This window comes from Aeromonas taiwanensis (assembly GCF_000820165.1).
Lineage (GTDB): Bacteria > Pseudomonadota > Gammaproteobacteria > Enterobacterales > Aeromonadaceae > Aeromonas > Aeromonas taiwanensis.
In genome coordinates this window covers 110130-132301 of record NZ_CDDD01000008.1, presented here as the reverse complement: position 1 = coordinate 132301, position 22172 = coordinate 110130, and the positions used below count along the sequence as shown (strand labels likewise).

Annotated in this window: 18 protein-coding genes; 7 read left to right on the top strand and 11 right to left on the bottom strand. The window is 65.0% G+C overall.

Annotation, left to right across the window (positions count from 1 at the left end):
• Window positions 1-60: 60 nt before the first annotated feature.
• The 3 genes from BN1136_RS01630 to asnS all read right to left on the bottom strand — a co-directional run bounded on the left by BN1136_RS01630 (window position 61) and on the right by asnS (window position 3889).
• Window positions 61-717: a Dph6-related ATP pyrophosphatase gene (locus tag BN1136_RS01630; RefSeq protein WP_043761895.1), complete on the bottom strand. Its 657-nt coding sequence runs from the start codon at window positions 715-717 to the stop codon at window positions 61-63.
• A gap of 131 nt (window positions 718-848) precedes the next feature.
• Entirely contained in the window at window positions 849-2192 is a 1344-nt protein-coding gene (locus tag BN1136_RS01625) for an anaerobic C4-dicarboxylate transporter (RefSeq protein ID WP_043761894.1), read from the bottom strand.
• A gap of 296 nt (window positions 2193-2488) precedes the next feature.
• A complete protein-coding gene (gene asnS / locus BN1136_RS01620) occupies window positions 2489-3889 on the bottom strand; it encodes an asparagine--tRNA ligase (protein WP_043761892.1) in 1401 nt (466 codons plus the stop codon).
• A 183-nt stretch (window positions 3890-4072) separates the two neighbouring features.
• Here asnS and BN1136_RS01615 point away from each other — a divergent pair, with 183 nt between their 5' ends.
• On the top strand, window positions 4073-4432 hold the full coding sequence (locus BN1136_RS01615) for a hypothetical protein (RefSeq protein ID WP_043761891.1): 360 nt from the start codon (window positions 4073-4075) through the stop codon (window positions 4430-4432).
• Here the strand turns inward: BN1136_RS01615 and BN1136_RS01610 are convergent.
• Window positions 4420-5241, bottom strand: coding sequence for a HAMP domain-containing protein (locus BN1136_RS01610; RefSeq protein WP_043761890.1), 822 nt, complete (start codon window positions 5239-5241; stop codon window positions 4420-4422). The genes BN1136_RS01615 and BN1136_RS01610 overlap by 13 nt on opposite strands.
• Window positions 5242-5386: 145 nt before the next feature.
• Window positions 5387-6661 (bottom strand): adenosylmethionine--8-amino-7-oxononanoate transaminase, encoded by a 1275-nt coding sequence (gene bioA / locus BN1136_RS01605; RefSeq protein ID WP_043761889.1) that lies wholly within the window; start codon window positions 6659-6661, stop codon window positions 5387-5389.
• A gap of 189 nt (window positions 6662-6850) precedes the next feature.
• Here bioA and bioB point away from each other — a divergent pair, with 189 nt between their 5' ends.
• The 5 genes from bioB (at window position 6851) to htpX (ending at window position 11718) form a co-directional block, all read left to right on the top strand.
• Complete coding sequence (bioB, locus tag BN1136_RS01600; RefSeq protein ID WP_043761887.1) at window positions 6851-7939, top strand: biotin synthase BioB; 1089 nt, start codon at window positions 6851-6853, stop codon at window positions 7937-7939.
• Complete coding sequence (gene bioF / locus BN1136_RS01595; RefSeq protein WP_043761886.1) at window positions 7936-9129, top strand: 8-amino-7-oxononanoate synthase; 1194 nt, start codon at window positions 7936-7938, stop codon at window positions 9127-9129. The genes bioB and bioF overlap by 4 nt, the downstream gene beginning before the upstream one ends.
• Window positions 9119-9922: a malonyl-ACP O-methyltransferase BioC gene (bioC, locus tag BN1136_RS01590; RefSeq protein ID WP_043761884.1), complete on the top strand. Its 804-nt coding sequence runs from the start codon at window positions 9119-9121 to the stop codon at window positions 9920-9922. The genes bioF and bioC overlap by 11 nt, the downstream gene beginning before the upstream one ends.
• Before the next feature lie 128 nt (window positions 9923-10050).
• On the top strand, window positions 10051-10731 hold the full coding sequence (gene bioD, locus BN1136_RS01585) for a dethiobiotin synthase (RefSeq protein WP_043761882.1): 681 nt from the start codon (window positions 10051-10053) through the stop codon (window positions 10729-10731).
• Between the two features lie 114 nt (window positions 10732-10845).
• Window positions 10846-11718 (top strand): protease HtpX, encoded by an 873-nt coding sequence (gene htpX, locus BN1136_RS01580; protein WP_043761880.1) that lies wholly within the window; start codon window positions 10846-10848, stop codon window positions 11716-11718.
• Window positions 11719-11800: 82 nt separating this feature from the next.
• On the opposite strand, the gene BN1136_RS01575 is transcribed toward htpX, so the two are convergent.
• Together BN1136_RS01575 and BN1136_RS01570 are read right to left on the bottom strand one after the other, a co-directional pair.
• Window positions 11801-13603, bottom strand: a complete 1803-nt coding sequence (locus tag BN1136_RS01575; RefSeq protein ID WP_043761879.1) for a hybrid-cluster NAD(P)-dependent oxidoreductase — start codon at window positions 13601-13603, stop codon at window positions 11801-11803.
• A gap of 226 nt (window positions 13604-13829) precedes the next feature.
• Complete coding sequence (locus BN1136_RS01570) at window positions 13830-16334, bottom strand: penicillin acylase family protein (protein ID WP_043761877.1); 2505 nt, start codon at window positions 16332-16334, stop codon at window positions 13830-13832.
• 187 nt (window positions 16335-16521) lie between these two features.
• Between BN1136_RS01570 and BN1136_RS01565 the strand changes: the two genes are divergently transcribed.
• On the top strand, window positions 16522-17637 hold the full coding sequence (locus BN1136_RS01565; protein WP_043761875.1) for a helix-turn-helix domain-containing protein: 1116 nt from the start codon (window positions 16522-16524) through the stop codon (window positions 17635-17637).
• Window positions 17638-17709: 72 nt separating this feature from the next.
• On the opposite strand, the gene BN1136_RS01560 is transcribed toward BN1136_RS01565, so the two are convergent.
• The 4 genes from BN1136_RS01560 to BN1136_RS01545 all read right to left on the bottom strand — a co-directional run bounded on the left by BN1136_RS01560 (window position 17710) and on the right by BN1136_RS01545 (window position 22127).
• Complete coding sequence (locus BN1136_RS01560; protein WP_043761874.1) at window positions 17710-17925, bottom strand: HP1242/YdcH family protein; 216 nt, start codon at window positions 17923-17925, stop codon at window positions 17710-17712.
• 298 nt (window positions 17926-18223) lie between these two features.
• Window positions 18224-18814 carry a hypothetical protein gene (locus tag BN1136_RS01555; protein WP_043761873.1) on the bottom strand — a complete coding sequence of 197 codons (591 nt, stop codon included), beginning with the start codon at window positions 18812-18814 and terminating at the stop codon, window positions 18224-18226.
• A gap of 11 nt (window positions 18815-18825) precedes the next feature.
• A complete protein-coding gene (locus tag BN1136_RS01550) occupies window positions 18826-20172 on the bottom strand; it encodes an MATE family efflux transporter (protein ID WP_043761872.1) in 1347 nt (448 codons plus the stop codon).
• A 131-nt stretch (window positions 20173-20303) separates the two neighbouring features.
• Window positions 20304-22127 carry a SulP family inorganic anion transporter gene (locus tag BN1136_RS01545; RefSeq protein WP_043761871.1) on the bottom strand — a complete coding sequence of 608 codons (1824 nt, stop codon included), beginning with the start codon at window positions 22125-22127 and terminating at the stop codon, window positions 20304-20306.
• Window positions 22128-22172 lie beyond the last annotated feature (45 nt).

Sequence of the window (22172 nt, the reverse complement as noted above, 5' to 3'; positions counted from 1 at the left end):
CGGCGTTCATGGGGGGATGGTGTCCCGTGGGACGGCGGCTCGCAGGGACTGGCCGGCGTGTCAGCCCTCCGTCTCCGCCAGGTAGGCGAGGTGATCCTGACGGGCAACCAGCCAGTGGCCTAGGATCACGGGCGCCGCAAAACCCGGGCCGTCGGTCACCATGGTGTGGTACTCCCCCTGCTCGCCGCAGGCATCGAAGCCCCGGGTGGCCGCCAGCTGCTGCAGCTCGGCGAGGGCTCCCTTGTCCAGCACCCGCCCCACCCAGTCGGGGGCCAGCACCCGGGTGTCGACGCAGGAGAGGTGAGCGACGATGCCCCGGGCCAGCAGATCCGCCAGCAGCGCCTCGCGGGAGAGCTGCCAGAGCGGGGTGTGGACGGCGATCCCCAGCGGCCGGCAGCGCTCGCGGATCCAGTTCGGCGCACCGCCCACGCTGTCGATATCGCCGGTGACGACCCCATCGAGGCGCCACTCCTCCTTAAGCTTTGCCAGTGCCCGCTCATAACCCTGGTCGAACGGCGCCTCTATGGTGACCAGCCGGTGGGGCAGCCCGAGGGCTGCGGCCTGTCGCTGCACTTGTGACAGGGGATGGGCGAGAAAGCGGGGCGAAGGGGGGGCAAAGGTGACCAGGGCCACCACCTGATGACCCGCTTCGCGGGCATGGCAGAGGGCCTGCATGGCATCCTTGCCGCCGCTCCAGAGCACGATGACGCGAGACATGGGGACGGTTCCGTTGATGAAGGAGGAAGCATGCTACCCAGTGCGCGGGCGGTTGGCAAAGCGGGAAGGTGAGCGAAAAGCACAGGCCCCCGAGCGGGGGCCTGTGGAACCGATTGAGCGGCGTGACACCGTCAGAGAAGGATGCTGGTCAGGATGAAGCCCAGGGTACAGGAGGTCACCACCCCGATGAGGCCGGGAATGATGAAGCTGTGGTTGATGATGAACTTGCCGATGCGGGTGGTGCCGGAGCGGTCGAAGCCGATGCAGGCGAGATCGCTCGGGTAGGTCGGCAGCACGAAGTAGCCGTAGCTCGCCGGCAGGAAGGCGATCAGCAGCTTGGGTTCGACCCCCAGCGCCAGCCCCATGGGGGCGATGGCGGTCAGCGCCGCGGCCTGGCTGTTCACCAGCTTGGAGATGAGGAAGAGCACCAGGGCGTAGGTCCAGGGCTGGGCCTGCACCACGTGGGCCAGGGTCTCTTTGAGCAGCGGCATGTGGGCCTGGAAGAAGGTTTCGCTCATCCATGCGACCCCGAACACGGAGAAGATGGCGACCATGCCCGCCTTGAAGACGGCGCCGTTGGCGATCTCCCCCGGCTTGACCTTGCAGCGCATCAGTATGATGGCGCCGGCGATCAGCATCATCATCTGGATCACCAGGTTCATGGAGAGGGGGCCCGTCTTCTCCTTGATGGTAAAGACGGGGCGCAGTGCCTCATCAGCACCCAGCAGCACCACGGCGGCGATGGCGGCGAAGAAGATCCAGGTCGACCAGTAGGCCTCTTTCGGGAACTTGGTATTGAGCAGGGTCTCGCCACCGCCGTAGATGAAGTCGCGCTGGGCGGGGTCCTTGATCTTGGCCTGGAACTCCTCGTCCTTGTCCAGATCCTTGCCGCGGCGCAGGCTCCACAGGGCCGCGACCATGACGCCGGTCAGGGAGGAGGGGATGGCCACCATCAGGATGTCCAGCAGACCGTAGGCCTGACCCACGCCGTGGGCCGCCGCCAGGATGGAGACCATGGAGACCACGGCCACCGACACCGGCGAGGCGCAGATGGCCATCTGGGAGGCAACGGAGGCCACCGCCATGGGGCGCTCGGGGCGAATGTTCTTTTGCAGCGCGATGTCGGCGATGATGGGGAACATGGTGTAGACCACGTGGCCGGTACCGCACAGGAAGGTGAGGGTCCAGGTGGTGAGCGGCGCCAGCAGGGTGATGTACTGGGGGTGGCGGCGCAGCAGGCGCTCGGCCACCTGCATCATCAGGTTGAGGCCACCGGCGGTCTGCAGGGTGGCGGCGCAACCGATCACCGCGAGTATGGTCAGCATCACCTGCACCGGCGGTTCGCCCGGCACCAGGCCGAAGACGAAGGTCAGCAGGAAGAGACCGATGCCGCTGATGAGACCCAGCCCCATGCCACCAAAGCGGGTTCCCAGCAGCAAGCAGCCGAGTACCACCAAAAATTCCATCAAGATCATTCCATTACCTCGTGTGGTTGAATCCATGTCCCCATCGGCCAGGGCCCCGGGATCATCTGCCGTTATTTACCCCTTTAGGGAGTGATGTCATTCTGCCCTCCCTAAAGGGGTAAAAATTTGCGTTGCTTCAACAACTCGCCTTTTTCCGATTTAAGTGCATAAAAACTACGGCAGACTCGCTTTACCGGGGCGAAATCTGGTCCCGCTTCAGGGGCAATGGGGATACGAAGGGGAAACGACGGGCACAAAAAAGCCGACCTGGGGTCGGCTTTTTGCGATTCGCGTGTTGTCCGCGATCAGAACTCGGCGGTACGGGGGGTACGCGGGAAGGGGATCACGTCGCGCACGTTGCCCATGCCGGTCACGTAGACCACCAGACGCTCGAAGCCCAGGCCGAAGCCGGAGTGCGGCACTGTGCCGTAGCGGCGCAGGTCGCGGTACCACCAGTAGTCTTCCTTGTTCAGGCCCATCTCGGCCAGACGGGCATCCAGCACCTCGAGACGCTCTTCACGCTGGGAGCCGCCGATGATCTCGCCGATGCCCGGGGCCAGCACGTCCATGGCGGCGACGGTCTTGCCGTCGTCGTTGAGGCGCATGTAGAAGGCCTTGATGTCTTTCGGGTAGTTCTTCACCACCACCGGGGACTTGAAGTGCTCCTCGGCCAGATAGCGCTCGTGCTCGGAGGAGAGGTCGATGCCCCAGGAGACCGGGAACTCGAAGCTCTTGCCGCAGTTCTTCAGCACTTCGATGGCGTCGGTGTAGTCAATCTGGGCGAAGTCGGAGGCAACGAAGCGCTCCAGACGGCCGATGGCGTCCTTGTCCACGTGCTGGGCGAAGAACTCCAGATCGTCGCGGCGTTCCGCCAGCACGGCGTTGAAGACGTACTTCAGCATGGCTTCGGCCAGGGCGGCGTTGTCTTCCAGGTTGGCGAAGGCCACTTCCGGCTCCACCATCCAGAACTCGGCCAGGTGGCGGCTGGTGTTGGAGTTTTCGGCGCGGAAGGTCGGCCCGAAGGTGTAGACCTTGGACAGGGCGCAGGCGTAGGTCTCGACGTTCAGCTGGCCGGACACGGTCAGGAAGGTCTCCTTGCCGAAGAAGTCCTTGTCATAGTCCACCTTGCCTTCGGGGGTGCGCGGCAGGTTTTCCATGTCCAGGGTGGAAACGCGGAACATCTCGCCGGCCCCTTCGGTGTCGGAGGCGGTGATCAGCGGGGCCGCGATCCAGAGGTAGCCCTGTTCGTGGAAGAAGCGGTGAATGGCCTGGGAGAGGCAGTTGCGCACCCGGGTCACGGCGCCGACGATGTTGGTGCGGGCACGCAGGTGGCCCTGCTCGCGCAGGTACTCGATGCTGTGGCGCTTGGCAGACATGGGGTAGGTGTCCGGATCTTCGACCCAGCCCACGACCTTGACGTCGGTGGCCTGCAGCTCGAACGCCTGGCCGCTGCCCTGGGATTCCACCACCAGGCCGGTCACTTCGACGGAGCAGGCGGTGGTCAGACGCAACACTTCATCCTCGTAATTGGCCAGGGTATTGGGGACGACTGCCTGCACCGGATGGAAGCAGGAGCCATCGGAAATGGCCAAAAATGAGATCCCCGCCTTGGAATCGCGGCGGGTCCGGATCCACCCTTTGACTGTCTGGGTGGTGCCGACCGAATACTTACCGGCCAGCACATCTACTACGGATGCGTGCGTCATCGAAATATTGTCTCCAGCTTGTTCTTGCAGCGCTATTTGCAACACTTGGGGTCTGGCCCGGGCGCAGTTGGCCCACCATGGCAGACTAAGCCGTTCATCTTACCCGCGCGGGTTTGATAAACAAGCAAAAATGTCGGACCCTTGCGGGGATTTCCCCATGCATCCTGCATGGATCCTGACGGTATGGCGGGGGTGAGGGTGAAGGAACGCAGGCGCGGGCCGGATGGCTGGATACGGGTACTGCAGGGGCTGGTGATCCTCTGCTGGGGCGGGTTCATCGCCCTGCTCTCCCTCTACCATTTCGCACGGCCACAGGTGGCCTACGGCTTTCTGGTTTATGGCGGGGTCAGGGTGCGCCAGGGCTGGGATCCCCTGCTCACTCCCTGGTTGGAGCACGGGCTCTGGGCCTGCTCCCTGCTGACTCTGGCGGTCTTGCTGCTGGAGCGCAGGCGCAGCCGCCGCCAGGAGGACGCCCTGCACGTCAACCTGCTCATCCTGCTGCTGATCCTGCTCGCCAGTCTGCTGTTCTACTACCGGGGGTGATCGCCGGACGCCTCGTCCCGGGGCGGGGTTGCGGTGCGCTTGCCGAGCCTTCGCTCCACGCTGTCGAGCATCTGGTTGTAGGCGATCGCCACCCGGCCGATCTCGTCTCCCTCGTCCACTTCCAGCCGATGGCCGAAGTCGTTGCGATCGGTGGCCTCCTCCATGGAGCGGGTCAGCTGGTTGAGGGGACGGACTATCCAGGTGCGGATGACCCAGAGGGTGAGCAGCAGCCCCAGACCGAAGATGAGGGTGAGGCTGAGCGCCGAGGTGAGGATGTTCTGTTCGACCCGGGTGAACAGGGTGTCGAGGGAGTAGTCAAAGCGCACCGCCCCCAGCACGGTATTCTCCGGCACCTGGTGGCAACTGGTGCAGTCGGTGCCGCGAAAATCCTTCCTGGCCAGCAGCGGGCGGGTCACCACCAGGCGGCTGTGCATGCCGTCGTGCTCTACCTCCAGGCTGCCCTTGCCCGCCAGCGCCAGGGCATCGTATCTGTCTTTGGGGGCCTCAATGTCGCGTCCCGGCCCGTACTGCTTGTTGACTGCCGCCCCACGTACGATGCGGGCATCCTCCACGTGGGCGTGATCGAGAAACTTGGCGCGCAGGGTGTCGCGGGCATCCATCTTGCCGGTCAGCATCAGCATGTTGAGGCCGTCGAAGTAGGCCTCGGTCTGCTCGTGGCTCTGCTCCTTGATGAGGCCCAGGATGAGATCCCGCTCGCGCACCGCCTGATAGGCCGCGGAGAACACCAATACCATGGAGAAGATGAAGAGCAGGAAGAAGTTGAACTTGGCAGCAATGGAGAGGCGCATGGGACTGGTACATCTGTTGGGTAAAACCCGCGCAGTGTACCTTGCCGGGTCAGGGTCTTTTGATAGTTTGCTCACATTATGATGAAAAAGAGCCAAAGGGCCCCGTCGTAGTGGCGGGGCCCATGCCAGATCAGCGCAGCCGGATTCAGAACTCGCCGGTGGTGATGGCCTCGCCGATAGCGCAGGTCAATACCCGCAGCTCCTCTGGGGTGATGACGAAGGGGGGCATCAGGTAGATAAGCTTGCCAAACGGGCGGATCCAGGCCCCGAGCGCCACGAACTTGCGCTGGATGCGTGCCACGTCCACCCGCTCCTTCATCTCCACGACCCCGATGGCGCCGAGCACCCGCACGTCGGCCACCGCCGGGTGCAGGGTCAGCGCCACCAGCTCGGTGCGCAGCTGGTGTTCGATGGCGCGCACCCGCTCCTGCCACGGGGAGGCGAGCAGCAGGTCGATGGAAGCGTTGGCCACGGCGCAGGCAAGCGGGTTGCCCATAAAGGTGGGCCCGTGCATAAAGACGCCCGCCTTGCCGTCGCAGATGGTGCGGGCAACCTGCTCTGTGGTCAGGGTCGCCGACAGGGTGAGGTAGCCCCCGGTGAGGGCCTTGCCCAGACACATGATGTCGGGGCTGATGCCGGCCCAGTCACAGGCAAACAGCTGACCGGTGCGGCCAAAGCCGGTGGCAATCTCGTCGGCAATCAAGAGCACGCCGAACTCGTCGCACAGGGCGCGCACCCACTGCAGGTAGCGGGGGTGATAGAAGCGCATGCCACCGGCCCCCTGGACGATGGGTTCGAGCACGATGGCGGCGATTTCCTCGTGATGATCCGCCATCAGGGTGGCGAGCTCCACCACGCAACGCTCGTCCCACTCGGCGTGGAAGCGGCAGCTCGGGGCTTCCACGAAATGGTGCTCGGGCAGGAAGCCCTTGTAGAGCTCGTGCATGCCGCCATCCGGATCGCACACGCTCATGGCGCCGAAGGTATCACCGTGATAGCCGCTCCGCAGGGCAACGAATTTGGCTCTGGGCGTGCCCCTGGCGTGCCAGTACTGCTGCGCCATCTTGAGGGCCACCTCTACCGCCACCGAGCCGGAATCCGCCAGAAACACCCTGTCCAGCCCCTTTGGGGTGATCTCTACCAGCTTGCGGCACAGCTCCACCGCAGGGGCATGGGTCAGGCCGCCAAACATCACGTGGGACATCCTGCCGAGCTGGGCGGTGGCGGCGGCGTCGAGCTCCGGCACCTGATAGCCGTGGACGCAGGCCCACCAGGAGCTCATGCCGTCCACCAGCTCGCGCCCGTCGCTGAGGGTGAGGGTCACCCCTTTGGCGCTGGCCACTTCGTAGCAGGGCAGGGGATGGGTGAGGGAGGTATAGGGATGCCAGACGTGGTGCAGGTCGAATTCTTGATTGTTCATTTTGCGTTCTGTTGTCAATTTATTTGATCTGGTTGGTGTTGACAGTCTACGCGTGCTCTCTACACTAGCCAACAATTTCAGCCACTTGGCATCGTGCACCCGTTCTGCGCACGGCCTGGTGGCGGGTTCAGCGGCCGCGCATTCCACCTGGCGGCGCAGGATCCCACCAATAACAACCGGAAGCCATGTATGAATGCTCTCACCGCGGGCGGTCACGCCCTTCGTCACGACTGGACCCTGTCCGAGGTTCAGGCCCTCTTTGCCCTGCCATTCAACGATCTGCTGTTCCAGGCCCAGACGGTGCACCGCGCCCATTTCGACCCGAACGAGGTGCAGGTGAGCACCCTGCTCTCCATCAAGACCGGCGCCTGCCCGGAGGACTGCAAGTACTGCCCCCAGAGCGCCCGCTATCACACCGGGCTCGAGGCCGAGCGGCTGATGGAGGTGGAAAAAGTGCTGGAGCGGGCCCGTGAGGCCAAGGCCAACGGTTCGTCCCGCTTCTGCATGGGGGCCGCCTGGCGCAACCCCAAAGAGAAGGACATGCCCTACATCCTGCGGATGATCGAAGAGGTGCGCGGGCTCGGCATGGAGACCTGCATGACGCTAGGGATGCTCACCGCCGATCAGGCGGCGCGCCTCGGGGCGGCGGGGCTCGATTACTACAACCACAACCTCGACACCTCGCCGGAGTTTTACGGCGACATCATCACCACCCGCACCTACCAGGACCGCCTGGATACCCTGGAGCACGTGCGCGGCGCCGGCATGAAGGTCTGCTCCGGCGGCATCGTCGGCATGGGGGAGCAGGCAAAGGATCGGGCGGGCCTGCTGATGGCGCTCGCCAACCTGCCGCGCCACCCGGAGAGCGTGCCCATCAACATGCTGGTCAAGGTGAAGGGGACGCCCCTGGAGAACCAGGAGAATCTGGACCCGTTCGAATTTATCCGCACCATCGCCGTGGCGCGCATCATGATGCCGGCCTCCCACGTGCGCCTCTCCGCCGGGCGGGAGAAGATGAACGAGCAGATGCAGGCCATGTGCTTTATGGCGGGGGCCAACTCCATCTTCTACGGCTGCAAGCTGCTGACCACCCCCAACCCGGACGAGAACAGCGACATGCAGCTCTTCAAGCGGCTCGGCATTCGCCCCGCCCAGCGGGCCCAGAAGCCGGATCAGGTTCAAGAAGAAGAGCTGCTGGCCGAGGTGAACCGCCAGCGCGAGCCGAATGAGCTCTTCTACGATGCCACTCGCCCCCGCGCAGAAGCCGTCCGCACATGATGACCCCTGTTGTCACTGGTCCCTTTGCACTGGGGCAGGCCCTGGCCGAGCGTGAGCAGGCCGCCCTGCTGCGCCGCCGCACCCCGGTGGAGGCCGCGAGCGGCGGGCGGATCCGGGTCGGTGGGCGCGACTGCCTCAACGTTTCTGGCAACGACTACCTGGGGCTCGCCGGTCACCCCGCCATCAAGGCCGCCTTCGCGGCAGGCGTGGCGCAATATGGCGCGGGCGCCGGCGCCTCCCCCCTGGTGACCGGCTACAGCCGTGCTCATCAGCAGCTGGAGGAGACGCTGGCCGAGTGGCTCGGGGTGGAGGCTGTGCTGCTGTTCAACTGCGGCTTTTCCGCCAATCAGGCGGTGCTCAAGGCCCTGCTCGGCAAGGAGCATCTGCTGTGGCAGGACAGGCTCAACCACGCCTCCCTGCAGGAGATGGGGAGCCAATTGCCCTGCAAGATGAAGCGCTTTGGCCACAACGACATGTCCGCTCTTGAACGGCTGCTTGAGCCAAGCCGGGGCCTGATCGTCTCGGAGGGGGTCTTCAGCATGGACGGGGATCAGGGCCCCTGGGGTGAACTGAGCCGCCTGGCCGCCCGGAGCGGCAACTGGCTGATGATCGACGATGCCCACGGCCTCGGGGTGCTGGGGCCGGAGGGGCGTGGCACCCTGGCGGCGCAAGGAGTCAGTCCGGGCAGCGTACACATCCAGATGGGCACCTTTGGCAAGGCGCTCGGGGTGGCCGGCGCGTTTGTGGGTGGCAGCCGCGAGCTGGTGGAGTATCTCGTCAACTTCGCCCGTCATTACGTCTACAGCACCCATATGCCTGCCGCCCAGGCGTGCGCCGTGCGCCAGAGCATCGAGCTGGTGCGTGGGGCCGACGAGGCCCGTGCCCACCTGACTCGCCTTGTCGCCCGGTTCCGGCAGGGGGCGCAGGCATTGGGCTGGCAGCTTGGGGCAAGCGACACCCCCATCCAGCCGTTGCTGGTGGGGGAGAGCAGTGCCGCCCTGCAACTGGCCGAGCGACTGCGTGAGCGCGGCGTCTGGGCCGGCGCCATCCGCCCGCCCACGGTGCCGGCCGGCACGGCGCGCCTTCGCATCACCCTCTGCGCCGCCCACGGCGAGGACGACGTGGATCGCCTGCTCGAGGCGCTGGGTCCCCGCCCGGTCGACGAGAGAGGAGGCGCCCATGCTCCATGAGCGTTTCCAGTCGGTGGACAAGGCGCAGCTTGCCCGCCGCTTCGGGGCGGCGGCCCGCCACTACGACGCCCATGCCCGCTTCCAGCAGGAGGTGGGGCAGGCGTTGCTGGGGCGGATGAGCGAGGAGGGCATAGCGGAGGAGCACCGGGGTCAGGGGCTGGATCTGGGCTGTGGCACCGGCTTCTTTCTGCCCCAGCTGGCCTCTCGCTGCAACGGACTGACGGGGCTGGATCTCGCTCCCGGCATGCTGGCCCAGGCCGCATTGCGCGGCAGCGGCGCCCGCCTGGTGTGCGGCGATGCGGAGGCGTTGCCCTTTGCCGACCAGAGCCTGGACTGGGTCTTCTCCAGCCTGGCCCTGCAGTGGTGCGAGCGCCCCGCCCAGGCCTTTGCCGAGCTGCACAGGGTGCTCCGGCCCGGCGGCCAGATCTTCTTCTCGACCCTGCTGGCGGGGTCTTTGTGGCAACTGCGGGAGGCCTGGCGCTCCGTCGATGGCCGTGCCCATGTCAACCGCTTCCTGACGCTGCCCCGGCTGCAGCAGGCCGTCGACGCCGCGGGCTTCACGGCGCCCGAGCTCTGTCCCGTCACTTGGTCCCTCGCCTACCCGGAGATCGGCGGTCTGCTGCGCGACCTCAAGGGCATAGGCGCGAGCCAGGTCAACGACGCGCGCAATACCGGCCTCGGCCATCGCCAGCGCCTGGTGCGCCTGGGAGAGGCCTACGAGCGCTACCGCCAGCCGGACGGCCTGCTGGCCGCCACCTATGAGGTTTGCCTCGGGCGCCTGGTGCGCCGCTGACCCGAAAGGCCCGGCGCCTCGGTCACAGGCCGGGGCTGGCCGCCATCGGTGGCGGGCGCAGGGTCGCCCTTATCCCATCTCGAAACGGGGCGTGATGGCGCGCCCCTGCATTGCATCAAGGAGTCATCATGACCAGATCCTATTTCGTCACGGGCACGGACACCGACGTCGGCAAGACGCAGGTTGCCCGCACCCTGCTGCAGGCGTTCGCCGCTCGGGGCATTCGCTGCGCCGGATACAAGCCCGTGTCGGCGGGCTGCACCCCGACCCCGGAAGGGCTGCGCAACCTGGATGCCCTGCTGTTGCAGCAAGCCGCCAGCCTCCCGCTGCCCTATGAGCGGGTCAACCCCTATGCCTTCGAGCCCCCCATCGCCCCCCATATCGCCGCCCGGGAGGTGGGGGAAAGCATCTCCTTTGCCGGGTTGTCGGCGGGACTGCGGGAGATCGAGGCAAGCGGTGCCGAACTCGTGATCGTCGAGGGGGCGGGGGGCTGGTGCCTGCCGCTGGATCACCAGCATCTGCTCTCGGACTGGGTGGCCCGGGAAGACCTGCCTGTGATCCTGGTGGTGGGGGCCAGGCTGGGGTGCCTCAACCATGCCCTGCTCACCGTCGCCGCCATCCGCCAGCAGGGGCTGAGGATCGCCGGCTGGGTGGTCAACCGGGTGGATCCGCACATGAGCCGCTATGAAGAGAACCTGGGGACCTTGAAAGCCTTGCTGCCGGCCCCATTTTTGGGTGAGATACCCTTTGTCGAGGCCGTGCACGAGGCGGACTTGTGCGGGTATCTCGACGTTGAACCCCTGCTCTGACGCCAGACATTCAGCAAACATTCATCGAGTCTGTCTATTATCGGGGGCAAGTATGGGCTGGGTCTCCCTCCGGGGTGGCCCGAACCATGCATCCATATCTCACAAGGAGTCAATATGAAGCGAATTATGCTATTCCTGGTGACCAACCTGGCCGTCATGCTGGTGCTGGGGGTGGTGCTCAACATCCTGTTCTCGGTTCTGGGGATCAACAAGTCCAGCATTTCCGGTCTGTTGGTGTTCTGCGCCGTGTTCGGTTTTGGGGGTTCCTTCATCTCCTTGCTGATGTCCAAGTGGATGGCCAAGCGCAGCTATGGCGTCCAGGTCATCGAGCAACCCCGCAACGAGACCGAGCACTGGCTGGTGAGCACCGTTGCCCGCCAGGCTCGTGAAGCGGGCATCAAGATGCCGGAAGTGGGGATCTACGACTCCCCCGAGATGAACGCCTTCGCCACCGGCGCCCGTCGCGACGACTCCCTCGTCGCCGTGTCGTCCGGTCTGCTCTACAGCATGAGCCGCGACGAGGCGGAAGCCGTGCTGGCCCACGAGGTGAGCCACGTGGCCAACGGCGACATGGTGACCCTGACCCTGATCCAGGGGGTGGTGAATACCTTCGTGATGTTCTTCGCCCGCATCGTGGCCGGCGTCATCAGCAACTTCTTCAGCTCCAACAACGAGGAAGAGAGCAGCAGCACCGGCGGCTTTGCCTACATGATCACCGTGTTCGTGCTGGAGATGGTGTTCGGTGTGCTGGCCTCCATCATCGTCATGTGGTTCAGCCGTCAGCGTGAATTCCGCGCCGACGCCGGTGCTGCCAAACTGGCCGGCCGCGACAAGATGATTGCCGCGCTGGAGCGTCTCTCCCGCGGTGCCGAACCGCAGATGGAGGGCTCCATGATGGCGTTTGGCATCAACGGCAAGCGCTCCATGAGCGAGCTGTTCATGAGCCACCCGCCCATCGAGCAGCGCATCGCCGCCCTGCGTGGCTGATAGCAAGACGCGATAGCAAAAACGGCTGCCCCTGGGCAGCCGTTTTGCATTACGGGACGGGGCATTCTTGCCCCCGATCACCCTATTCGACCACGAGATCCGTGAGAGGCACGGCGCAGCAGGCGAGGAACTTGCCCTCGGCCCGCTCGGCGGCGGTGATGGCGGGGGCATCCGGGTGATCCACCTCACCTGTGATCAGGGTGCGCTTGCAGCTGCCGCAGATGCCGGCGCGGCAGCTCCAGGGCATCTCCACCCCCTGCTTGTTGGCCTGATCCAGTACGGTACCCTGGTTGTTGCCGGCAAACTCCTGCTCCCCGATGCGCAGTTTTACCGCTTTGTGGGGACGGGCCACCGAGAGGATGGCGCCGCCAAAGCTCTCCTGGCGGATGCGCCCAGCCGGTACGCCGAGGGCGGTCAGCCGGTTGGCAGCATCGGCCATAAAGCCCAGGGGGCCGCAGATAAAGACCTCCCGCTCGGCCAGCCCCTTGACCTGGCCGAGGTGGCTGTCATCCAGTCGCCCCCTGAGCCCCTGCCAGTGAGCCTCGGGCTGGCTCAGGATCAGGGTGAGGGTCATCCCCAGCTGCGCCATGGCGTGCAGCTCGCGGGCGGCGGGAATGTCCGTCTCGCTGCGACACAGGTGCATGAAATGGACCTCGTCGAGTTCACCGCGAAGGTGCAGGGTGCGGGCAATCGATAGCATGGGGGTGACGCCGGAGCCTGCCGAGAGCAGCAGCAGCTTGCGCTCGGACCCCAGATGAAATTCGCCGGCCGGGGAGGCGGCCAGCAGACGATCGCCCACGCTCAGCTCATGGTGCAGCCAGGGGGAGAGGCGGCCATCGGCCTGCTTCTTGACGCTGATGCCGTAACGCTCGGGCTTTTCCGGGGTGGAACTCAGGGTGTAGCGGCGCTGCACCCGCTCTCCCTTGATGTCCAGGCTGATGGGCAGGTGCTGGCCCGGCAGGTAGTCGGGCAGGGGCTCGCCGTCGGCCGCCTCGAACCAGAAGGTCTCCAGATCCCGTGCCAGGGGTTCCCGGGCTACACACACCAGCTCCCGTTTCTTGGGCGCCGCGTTGGGGTAGATCGGCGGGCGTACCCGCTCCAGCACTTCGATCTCGCTGCCCGCCTCGATCCACCCCTCGTTCAGGGCTACCAGGTTCTGGCCGAAATAGACCTCCCCATCCTCGCCACGGCGATAGCGGGTGAGGGTGGCGAGCGGCTCTTTCAGGGCATTGAAGCGATCCGTGCCCGCCTCCACCGTGGTCATGATGCAGCGGCTGCACGGCTTGGCCACCAGAAACTCCACCTCGCCGATGCGGATCCGCCTCCAGCCGTCCTCCTCGAACGGACTGGTGCCACTCGCCACCAGGTTGGTACGAAACTGGCTCATCTGGTGCAGGGCATCGGATCTCAGATTGAGATCCTCAAGGGAACCCTGACCGATCAGCAGCAGGGGATAGCCGTCGGCAAAGCTCACCCGGGTGCCGGTCTTCTCCCGATAGCGGTTCGACTCCTCGCCGAGCCAGAGCAGCTGAACAGGCTCCCCCGCCACCCGGCTCAACCACTCATCGGCGCGGGTGTGGGTGTGCAGGGCGTTGAAGCTGTCGCTCCAGACGCCGGTGGCCTGCGGGGTGAGAGTGAATTCGTGCTCCAGCAGTGTCAGCGGCTCGCACCCCGGATAGCGCAGCAGGAGGCCGCCCTCCACCGGAGTGGCGACGACCAGTTGCAGCTGGGGGTGGGTACGGGCGGTGATGAAGCTGCCATCCGGTTTGACCACCATGTAGCGGCGATCCCCGGCGAGCCCCTCCTGGGTCACCAGGGCGCGGGCCAGTGGCATGCCTGCCGTCGACTTGATGGGGTAGAGATGTATGCTGGCGAGAGTCGGCATGTCCGGGTCCTTGTGCTGTGGCGATTCCTGTGAAGAGGGCAAGATAACGATTCCTGCCCCGTGCGGCAATCTTCTCTGTCTCCCATGATGGGGGGGGCCGATGCCGCTGGCGTGGTGAACGCAGAGCAGAGACTGCTCGCGGTCAGATCAGCAGAGCAGAGGGATGACCGGATAGAAAAGCGGGCCCAATGGCCCGCTTTGGATGGCATGAACAAGGACGTCGGGATCAGGGCTGGGTCACACGCGGCACCTTGAGGTGCAGGGTACGTTCCTGATGGGCCGCTATCTCTTCATCGGTAAAGCGCATGGGCTGCCACTGCTGGCGGGCGAACAGCTCGGTCTGATCCGTGAAGTGGGGACTTTCGGGATCGTGAGACTGGCCATAGCTCAGGAAGCGTTCCGCTTTGGGACCCGCGGCATCGAACTGCAGGGCCAGCACGAAGCTGGAGCCGTAGTTGGCGCGATATCGCAGCTCGGGCTGGCCGTCACCGTCGTCATCCAGGCTGCGCAGCGTGGTGCCTGCCACACTCTTGCCGGTCACAATGTTGGCGAAATCCGAGGTGCTGCGCGAAGGCATGTTGGTTTGCACCATGTTGAACAGCCCCTCGAACGAATTGCCCCCAGGCAGCGGGATCGGGGTCAAACCGGCGGCCTTTTGCACGAATTGCAGCGCACCGAGTTCGGCATCCGGCGCGATACCGGCCGCCTGCAAGCGCTGCTGGGCCCGAGCCAGCGCCAGCAGAGCGGGATCCTGATCAGGGGCGCCGTTCCAGGGGGCCAGTCCGCTTGGGGTGGTGGCGGCCCTGGCCGGATCGAAGGGGATGGCAAACAGGGCATCCTGGATGTCTCTGTGCCCGCTGGTGCGAAACGCCGTCAGCCATTCGCGCATCAGGTGGGCGCCCCGGCTCTCCAGCTGATACTCGCCATCCCAGTTGGCGAGTGCCTTGCAACTCGGGGTCAGATCCAGGGAACCAGCGTCCAGCTGGATCAGCGGGTGCGCCTGGCAGCGGGCCAGCAGAGGCTCCCTGAGCTCGCGGGCAAACAGGGCGCCGTTGTGAGTCACCACTCCCTGCAGGGTTTGCAGGGTGAAGCGGCGATCGGCACCGGTCAGCCCCATGCTCTCGGGGGTGCTGATGAGCTGGGCGTTGTAGCGGGTACGCGGGCTGCGCACCGTCTGCTCCGGCCCGTAGAGGATGGAATAGCCTTCCAGCGGTTCAGTCAGGTTGGTCAGCCAGTGGCTGCTGTTGGCGTTGTAGACGTAATCGCTTCGGGTCTGGCGTGGGGCCTGGCTCAGCGGGATCAGTCCGGGGGTGCGGGTCAGGCCGCTGTCGACCCACTCGAAGTCGGGGTCGTTGCCTGGCAGCAGCACGCTGCCCTCGCCATCCAGCCAGACGGGAGCCAGTTGCGGGCTTTGGGAGGCCGCGCGCCACCAGGCTTCGGCCTTGGCGCCGAGGCGGGGAACCTGGGTCGCGTCCACGTAGCTGGCCTGGCCCGCCTTGTCGATGAGCAGGGTATTGACCCAGGGCACGCCCTGATGCTCGGCCAGCGCATCGAAGAAGGCCGGAGTGCTTTGTGCCTTGGCCATGGCCAGCCACTGCTCCAGCATCCGGTAGTTGCCGACGTTGGCATCGCGCAAGCTGATGGCGCTGCTGCTGGTCCAGCCCAGGGCGGGAGAGAGGGAGGCGAGGTTGACCATGGGGCCGAAATGGCTGGCATAGAGCGTCTGGACATAAGGCTGCAGGCTGCCGTCGGCCTGCCGTACCTGTACGGTGATCTCTTTCTGGCTCATCTCGCGCCACTGGTCGCCATAGCGGTAGCGCAGCGGATTGGCGGGGTCCAGGGTGAGCTGATAGAGGGTGAATCGCTTGGACTGGGAGACGGTATGAGTCCAGCCGAGCCGCTCGTTGAAGCCGATCAGGATGGCGGGAAAGCCCATCATGGTGGCACCGGTCACGTTGAGCTCGCCCGGGATCTGCAGATGCTGTTCATAGAACCTGAGTTCGCCATCCCAGGGGAAATGGGGATTGCCGAGCAGCAGGCTGGTGGCGTTGCTGGTGCGTTCCGCCCCCAGCGCCCAGCCGTTGCTGCCGATCCCCTCCGAGGTCAACAGCGAGACGGGATCCTGTGCGGGGGCCGGCAGGGTGGCACGCGCCTGTGCGCCGACAGGGGGCTGGGCACTGGCCATGGCGCTGATGAAGCTGCGGCCGCTGGCCAGCTGGGCGAGATCCAGGTGATAGGCCAGCAGCTGGACCGGGGTGATGGGTTCGACCCACTCGGCCCCGCGGCAGGGGGAGGGGTAGTCCGCCGGATCGGCCCGCTCGGTGAGCGAGTGATTGAAGCCCGCCACATAGCCCTCGATGAGGTCCTTCGCCTCCGGGGCCAGCTTCTCATACAGGGTGGCGGCTTGAGTCTGCAGATCCAGGGAGCGATAGCCCAGGTCCGAGAGCAGGTTGCGCTGCTGCTCACCGGCGCCCAGCCAGCGGGATTTTTCTCCCCGCAGCTTCATGATCTGCTCGCTCAGGGTGCAGAGGTTCTCCTCGGCGTGGGCGTATCCGGATCCGAAACCGAGGCTGGCATAGTTGCTCGCCTTGATGTGGGGTACCCCCTGCTCCGTGTAGGTGAGCGTGACGTCGTAGTGGCGGGCGGGATCCGGCTGGCTGTCGTTATCCTGACAGCCGGCCAGTACCAGAGTGCCGAGCAGGGAAAGGGAAAGAGGAAGAGGGGTTCGCATCTTGATTCCTTCTGTGGTGTTGATTTGTTAATGTTTTGTTTCCTTTCAGTCGATGCAGCAGCTATTCAAGCGCAGCCCTCCCCTTGGGTCGCCCGACTGGATGGAATCGGTCATGGAATGAAAAACCAAATAAAAACAAGGATGAACAGGTGTGTCTCGATGGAGCCGTACCTGCAGGAGGAGTGTTATGCAGTGGGAAAATATGGCCGCCGTGCTCAGTCTGGGTCTGGCCGGCATGCTGGTGCTGGCGAACGTGGGATGGTTGCGGCGCACGCGTCGGGATACCGCCGCCGGCTATCTGCTGGCCCTGCTGACCCTGAGCGGCCTGCAGGCGCTGGAGTATCTCTATCACCAGCAGCAGTGGTTTCTGGCCCGGCCCCATCTGCTCAAGCTGATCGATCCCCTGGTGGTGATGCTGCCGTTCTGTCTCTATGGCTATATCAGGGCCGTGCAGGGGGAGGGGGTGCTCGCTCGCTGGCGCGATCGGCTGGTGCACGGGTTGCCCCTGCTGCTGGTGGCTGCCCTGGCGTTGCCCTACTGGCTGTTGTCTGGCGACGAGAAGGTTCGCTGGATCCTGCTTGGCAGCCAGGAGGAGGCCCTGTGGCCCGGCATGACCCTCTATGGCAACCGCTATCTGGCCTGCATCGCCCTGCTGGGGCTGGCCTACTGGTGGCAGCAGCAGCGCCTCGGGGTCGTCAGCCGCAAGCCGGCGCTGCGCGCCTGGGTCAACCAGTTGCAGGGCCTGCAACTGCTGGTCGCCCTCCTGCTGCTCGGCCGTATCGCCCTGAGCTGGCTTGGCTGGCCGCTCTCAACGGTGTATTTGCAGGCCCCCGTCACCGCCTATCTGTTGCTGCTGGTGCTGGCCCACGCCCGGCTGCCCCAGCAGGACACCATGGGGGAGGGGCGCGAGCGCGGTGCCGAGGGGATGCCGGCGCCGGTGCAGGATGAGTCGCTGCAACCCCTGTTCGAGGCGCTGGAGGGGGAGCTCGGGCGAGGAGCCTTCCGGGATCCTGCCCTCTCCCTTGGCAAGCTGGCACAGCTGTGCGGCCTGAGTACCCATCAGGCCTCCAGCGCCATCAATGCCTGTTCGGGGGGCAACTTCTACGACTGGCTCAACCGCCATCGGGTGGAAGAGGCCAAGCGGCTGCTGCAGGAGAGTGACGAGACGGTGGCCACTGTCTGCTATCAGGCCGGCTTCAACAGCAAATCCACCTTCAACACGGCTTTCCGGCGCCACACCGGCCAGACGCCCAGCGAGTTCCGACGCAGGCGGCCGGATGAGCTCTGTGCCACATCCTCATGAGCGGACAACAAAAAGCCCGGCGTCGGGCCGGGCTGGAGGATAAATTGCTTATCCGGGCATTCGTCAAGGCGTCTAGTTTGGATGTTGTCTGAGGATGTCGTATATCTCCTCTTTCAGTTTAAGTTTCTGTTTTTTCAGATCCTTCACCTCGGCGCTGTAGTCGCTGGCGTGGTGCTTTTCCAGCTTCTGGATCTCCGCATCCAGGTCGTTGTGCAAGTCAAACTTCTTCTGAAAATGGGCATCACTGACCTTCAGTTTCGAGATGAGATCTCTGTACTCTGGAAACATGTAATGAAGCCTCCTTGTTGTCGTTTGATGTGCCTTGACCTTCAAGCTACGCCTTCCCCCGGGAGATAAACGTGATCCGGATCCAATTCGGGGACATCGTTTTGCAGCATGGAGGCGACGATTTTTAACTGTTTGAATCACAAGCAGATTGGCGGATAAATGGTGGGCAGGAGAGGATAAAACCGGGATCCTGTTCACATAATTGCACTGGGGAAAACGGGGAAAGGACGGGCGGCGGACAGCGGCGGCGGACAGCAAGAAGGGGCGCGAGGCCCCTTCCGGATAACGAGCGTGGTGTTTACTCTTTTTTCTTTTTCTTCTCGGGCAGGGGCTTGCCGTCCCGGGCGATCACCTTGCCCACCTCGAAGCCTATTTGTGCCGCCAGCTCTTCCAGATCCGGCGCCTTGGCCTCGTTGCCGATGGCGTACTGGTAGTTGGCGATGGTGATCTTCTCCGCCACCGGCGTGCCCGGGACGATGGGCTCGCGCCAACCCTGACCCACATGAGCCACCAGGGTGCCGTTCATGATGAGCTCGCCGACGATCTCCTGGGTGGGAATGCCCTTGCCGTAGGTGAGGCCCTGGGCATGCTTCTTGCCGACCAGCGGTTCGGTGCTCGCGGGCATCAGCTTGGTGCGGATCAGCCACTTGGGCTCCTTGGTCTTGCCCACTGCCTTGCCGGTCTGATACTCGTTGATCTTGATGGTCTTGATCATCTGGGCCATGAACTCCTTGGTCAGGGCCTTCTGGGCTTCGCTGGTCTCGTCGATGACGATGGGGGCCACATACCAGGTCTGGGGAGCCTGCGCCTTGGGCGCTGCCGGGGCGATTTGCGCCATGGCGAGCGGGCTGAGCAGGATGGCCGTCAACAAGAGTCCGATTTTCTTCATGATGATTCCGCTTATGTTTCGACAAGAATTTTGTTTTGCCAGCGACGACTGCGCCAGCGCCAGAACATGGCCAGACCGCGCACCCACTCGTCGCAGGCGAGGGCCAGCCAGATGCCTACCAGGCCGTAGCCCTGCATGATACCAAGGAAATAGGAGAGGGGAACGGCAATGCCCCACATGGAGACGAGCGCCATGTAGAGCGGGAAACGGGCATCCCCAGTGGCGCGCAGGGCGTTGATCACCACCAGGTTGAAGGTACGGCCTGGCTCGAGGATGAGGCTGATGAGGAACAGCTGGGCCACCTGGGTGATGATGTCCGCGTCGTCGGTGAACAGGCTGATGATGGCACGGCCGTTCAGGGCGGCGGCGACGGCGATGACGGCGGTGACGATGAGGCCGAGTTTCAGACTCTTCATCAGCTGGCGATAGGCCTGATCGAAGCGTCTGGCTCCCGCCAGATGGCCGATGATGATCTCGTTGCCAAGGCCGATGGAGAGGCCGAACAGCAGGATGAACAGGCAGATTTGGAAGAAGTAGGACTGGGTCGCCAGCGCCTTGTCGCCGAGCAGGCCGACAAAGGCGGTCACCACCATGAACTGCAGCATCCAGGAGAGGTTCTCCCCCGCCGCGGGCAGGCCGATGTGCAGCACCTTGTCCAGCATGGCGCGACTCGGGCGGACGATTTCTGGCAGACGCAGCCGGATGCCGGTCTTGCGCGCTACCAGCCACACCAGCAGCACGACCCCGACGATGCGGCCCGCCACCGTGCTGATGGCGACCCCGGCGACCCCGAGCTGGGGCAGGCCGAACCAGCCGTAGAGCAGCAGCAGGTTGCCGACGAAGGTGATGAGGTTGACGATGAGGGTCACGTACATGGCCTGGCGGGTGTGGCCGTGAGCGCGCAGGGTGGCGGCCAGACAGAGGGCCGCCGCCTCCGGCAGCAGGCACAGGCCGATGATCTGCAGATAGAGGCTGCCGTCGCTCATCAGGTGGGCGGGCAGGTTCATCAGCGCCAGCATGGTGCCGGCCCCGGCCATGACCCCGACGGCGGCCACCAGCCCCACCAGCAGGTTGAAGCCGATGGCGGTGTGAATGACGACCCGGGCCTTCTCCTTGTCCCCAGCCCCCAGATACTGGGTGATCACCACGCTGGTGCCGATGCTGACGAAGCTGAACAGGGTGATGGCCAGATCGAACACCTGGTTGCCGACCGCGAGCGCCGCCACCCCCTGGTAGGAGACGTGACCCACCATGAAGGTATTGAGGGCCCCGGTCAGAAAATGCAGGGCGAGATCGATGAACAGTGGCCAGGTCAGGGAGAAGAGGGAGCCCGGCCCGGCGTGGGATTGAGTCTGCATGGAATATCCAGATGCTGGTGGTGGCCCTCGTCAGGGCCAGCTGGACGGGCATTTAACACCAAGCGGGTGCGGGGCGCAATCCTGGTGGCAGAGAAGAGGGCCGGCGGGTTGGGGCCGCCGGCCGTGGCGCCTCACACCGGGGTCGTGCCGGCCTCCTGCTCGCAGGGGTGGGTGAGACGCGCCGAATCGGGCAGGGCCTCGTCCTGGGGCCAGCGGGTGATCAGGGCGTCCGTGGTGCTCTCCACCACCTCGTCATCCTTGAACACCGGCTCCCGGTAGCAGCGGGTCATGCGCAGGGCCTGATACATGTCGGGGCAGAGAATGATGCCATCCTCGCCGACCCGGATCCCCGCCTGCCTGAACCACTGGCTCAACTGGCCGTGGCGACCGGCCATCACCATGTGGATGCCGCGCCGCTTGAGCTCCTTGTGCAGCTCTCCTACCATGCTCATGACGCTGATGTCCTGGTGGGTGAAGCAGGCCACCGCGTCCACCACCAGGCACTGGGGACTGTGGGGATCCTGCACCAGCAGCGCCAGCACCCGCCGCTTGAAGTAGGGGGCGTTGAAGTAGGTCAGCGGCGAGTTGAAGCGATAGACCAGGATGCCGGGAATGGCCTTGGCCTGCTCGTTGTCCCCCAGGGTGCGCACCACCCCTTCGTCATCCATGCCGAGCAGCTGGTCGGTGGGGCGCATCACGTTGCGCAGGAACTGGAACAGGCCCAGCAAGACCGCGAGGGTGATGCCCGGAATGACCCCCATGGTCAGCACGCTGATGAAGGTGATGAGGGCCAGCCAGAAGGCGGCGCGGTCCGAGTCGCGCAGGGCCCAGAGGCCGCGAAAGTCGGTCAGCGACAGGGAGGCCATGACCAGCACCACCCCGAGGGCGGCGGTGGGGATGTATTGCAGCGGCCCCGTCAGGTAGAAGGTGACCAGGGCGATGACGGCGGCGGCGATGATGGAGACCAGTTGGCTCTTGCCGCCGTTGGCATCGTTGACCGCGGTGCGCGAATCCGCTCCGCTGATGGCAAAGCCCTGGGAGGCCGCCGCCGCCAGGTTGGCCATGCCCAGCGCCCGGAACTCCTTGTCCGCGTCTATCTCGTAGCCGTTCTTGGCGGCGAAGCTGCGGGCGGTGAGCATCATGGAGACGAAGCTCACCATGGCGAGGTTGAGGGCCGGCAGCACCAGCTCCCGCATCAGGCCAGGGGGGAATTCCGGCATCTGGAAGGCGGGCAGGCCCGAGCCGATGGCCCCCAGGGTGGCGATGTCGACACTGCCGAGGTTGAACAGCCACACCAGCGCCGCCGTCACCACCATGGCCACCATGGAAGAGGGCCAGGCAGGCTTGTAGCGCTTGGCCAGCAGCAGGGTGAGCAGGGCGGTCAGACTCATGGCCAGGGTGGGCAGATGGGTCTGGGTAAGGTAGTTGGTGCCGTTGAGGATCCGCTCTATCAGATAGCGTTCGCTGAAGGTGAAGCCGAAGATCTTGGAGAGCTGGCCCACCATGATGGTGATGGCCACCCCGTTGAGCAGCCCCATCAGAATGGGGCGGGAGAGAAAGTCCGCCAGCACCCCCAGCTTGAAGCGGCTGGCGATGAGGCACCAGAAGCCGGTCATGGCGGTCATGGTCATCACCAGCTGCCAGTGGCGGGTGGGGTCCCCGGCGGCGAGGGGGGTGACCACGGCGGCGATGACGGCGCAGGTGGCCGCGTCCGGGCCGACGATGAGCTGACGGGAGGTGCCGAACAGGGCGTAGACCACCATGGGCAGGATGCAGGAGTAGAGGCCGACGATGGCCCCCACCCCGGTGAGTTCCGAGTAGGCGATGGCCACGGGGAGCGCCACGGCCGCGACCGAGAGGCCAGCGCGAAGGTCCGGCATCAGCCAGGCCCGCTGATATTGCAGCAGGGCGGCGAGCCCCGGCAGCCAGCGTTCGAGAGAGAAGAAGTCGCGCATTATTTAACCCATTGAGTTACAAACAGCTTTTTCGTAGTGTGCCCA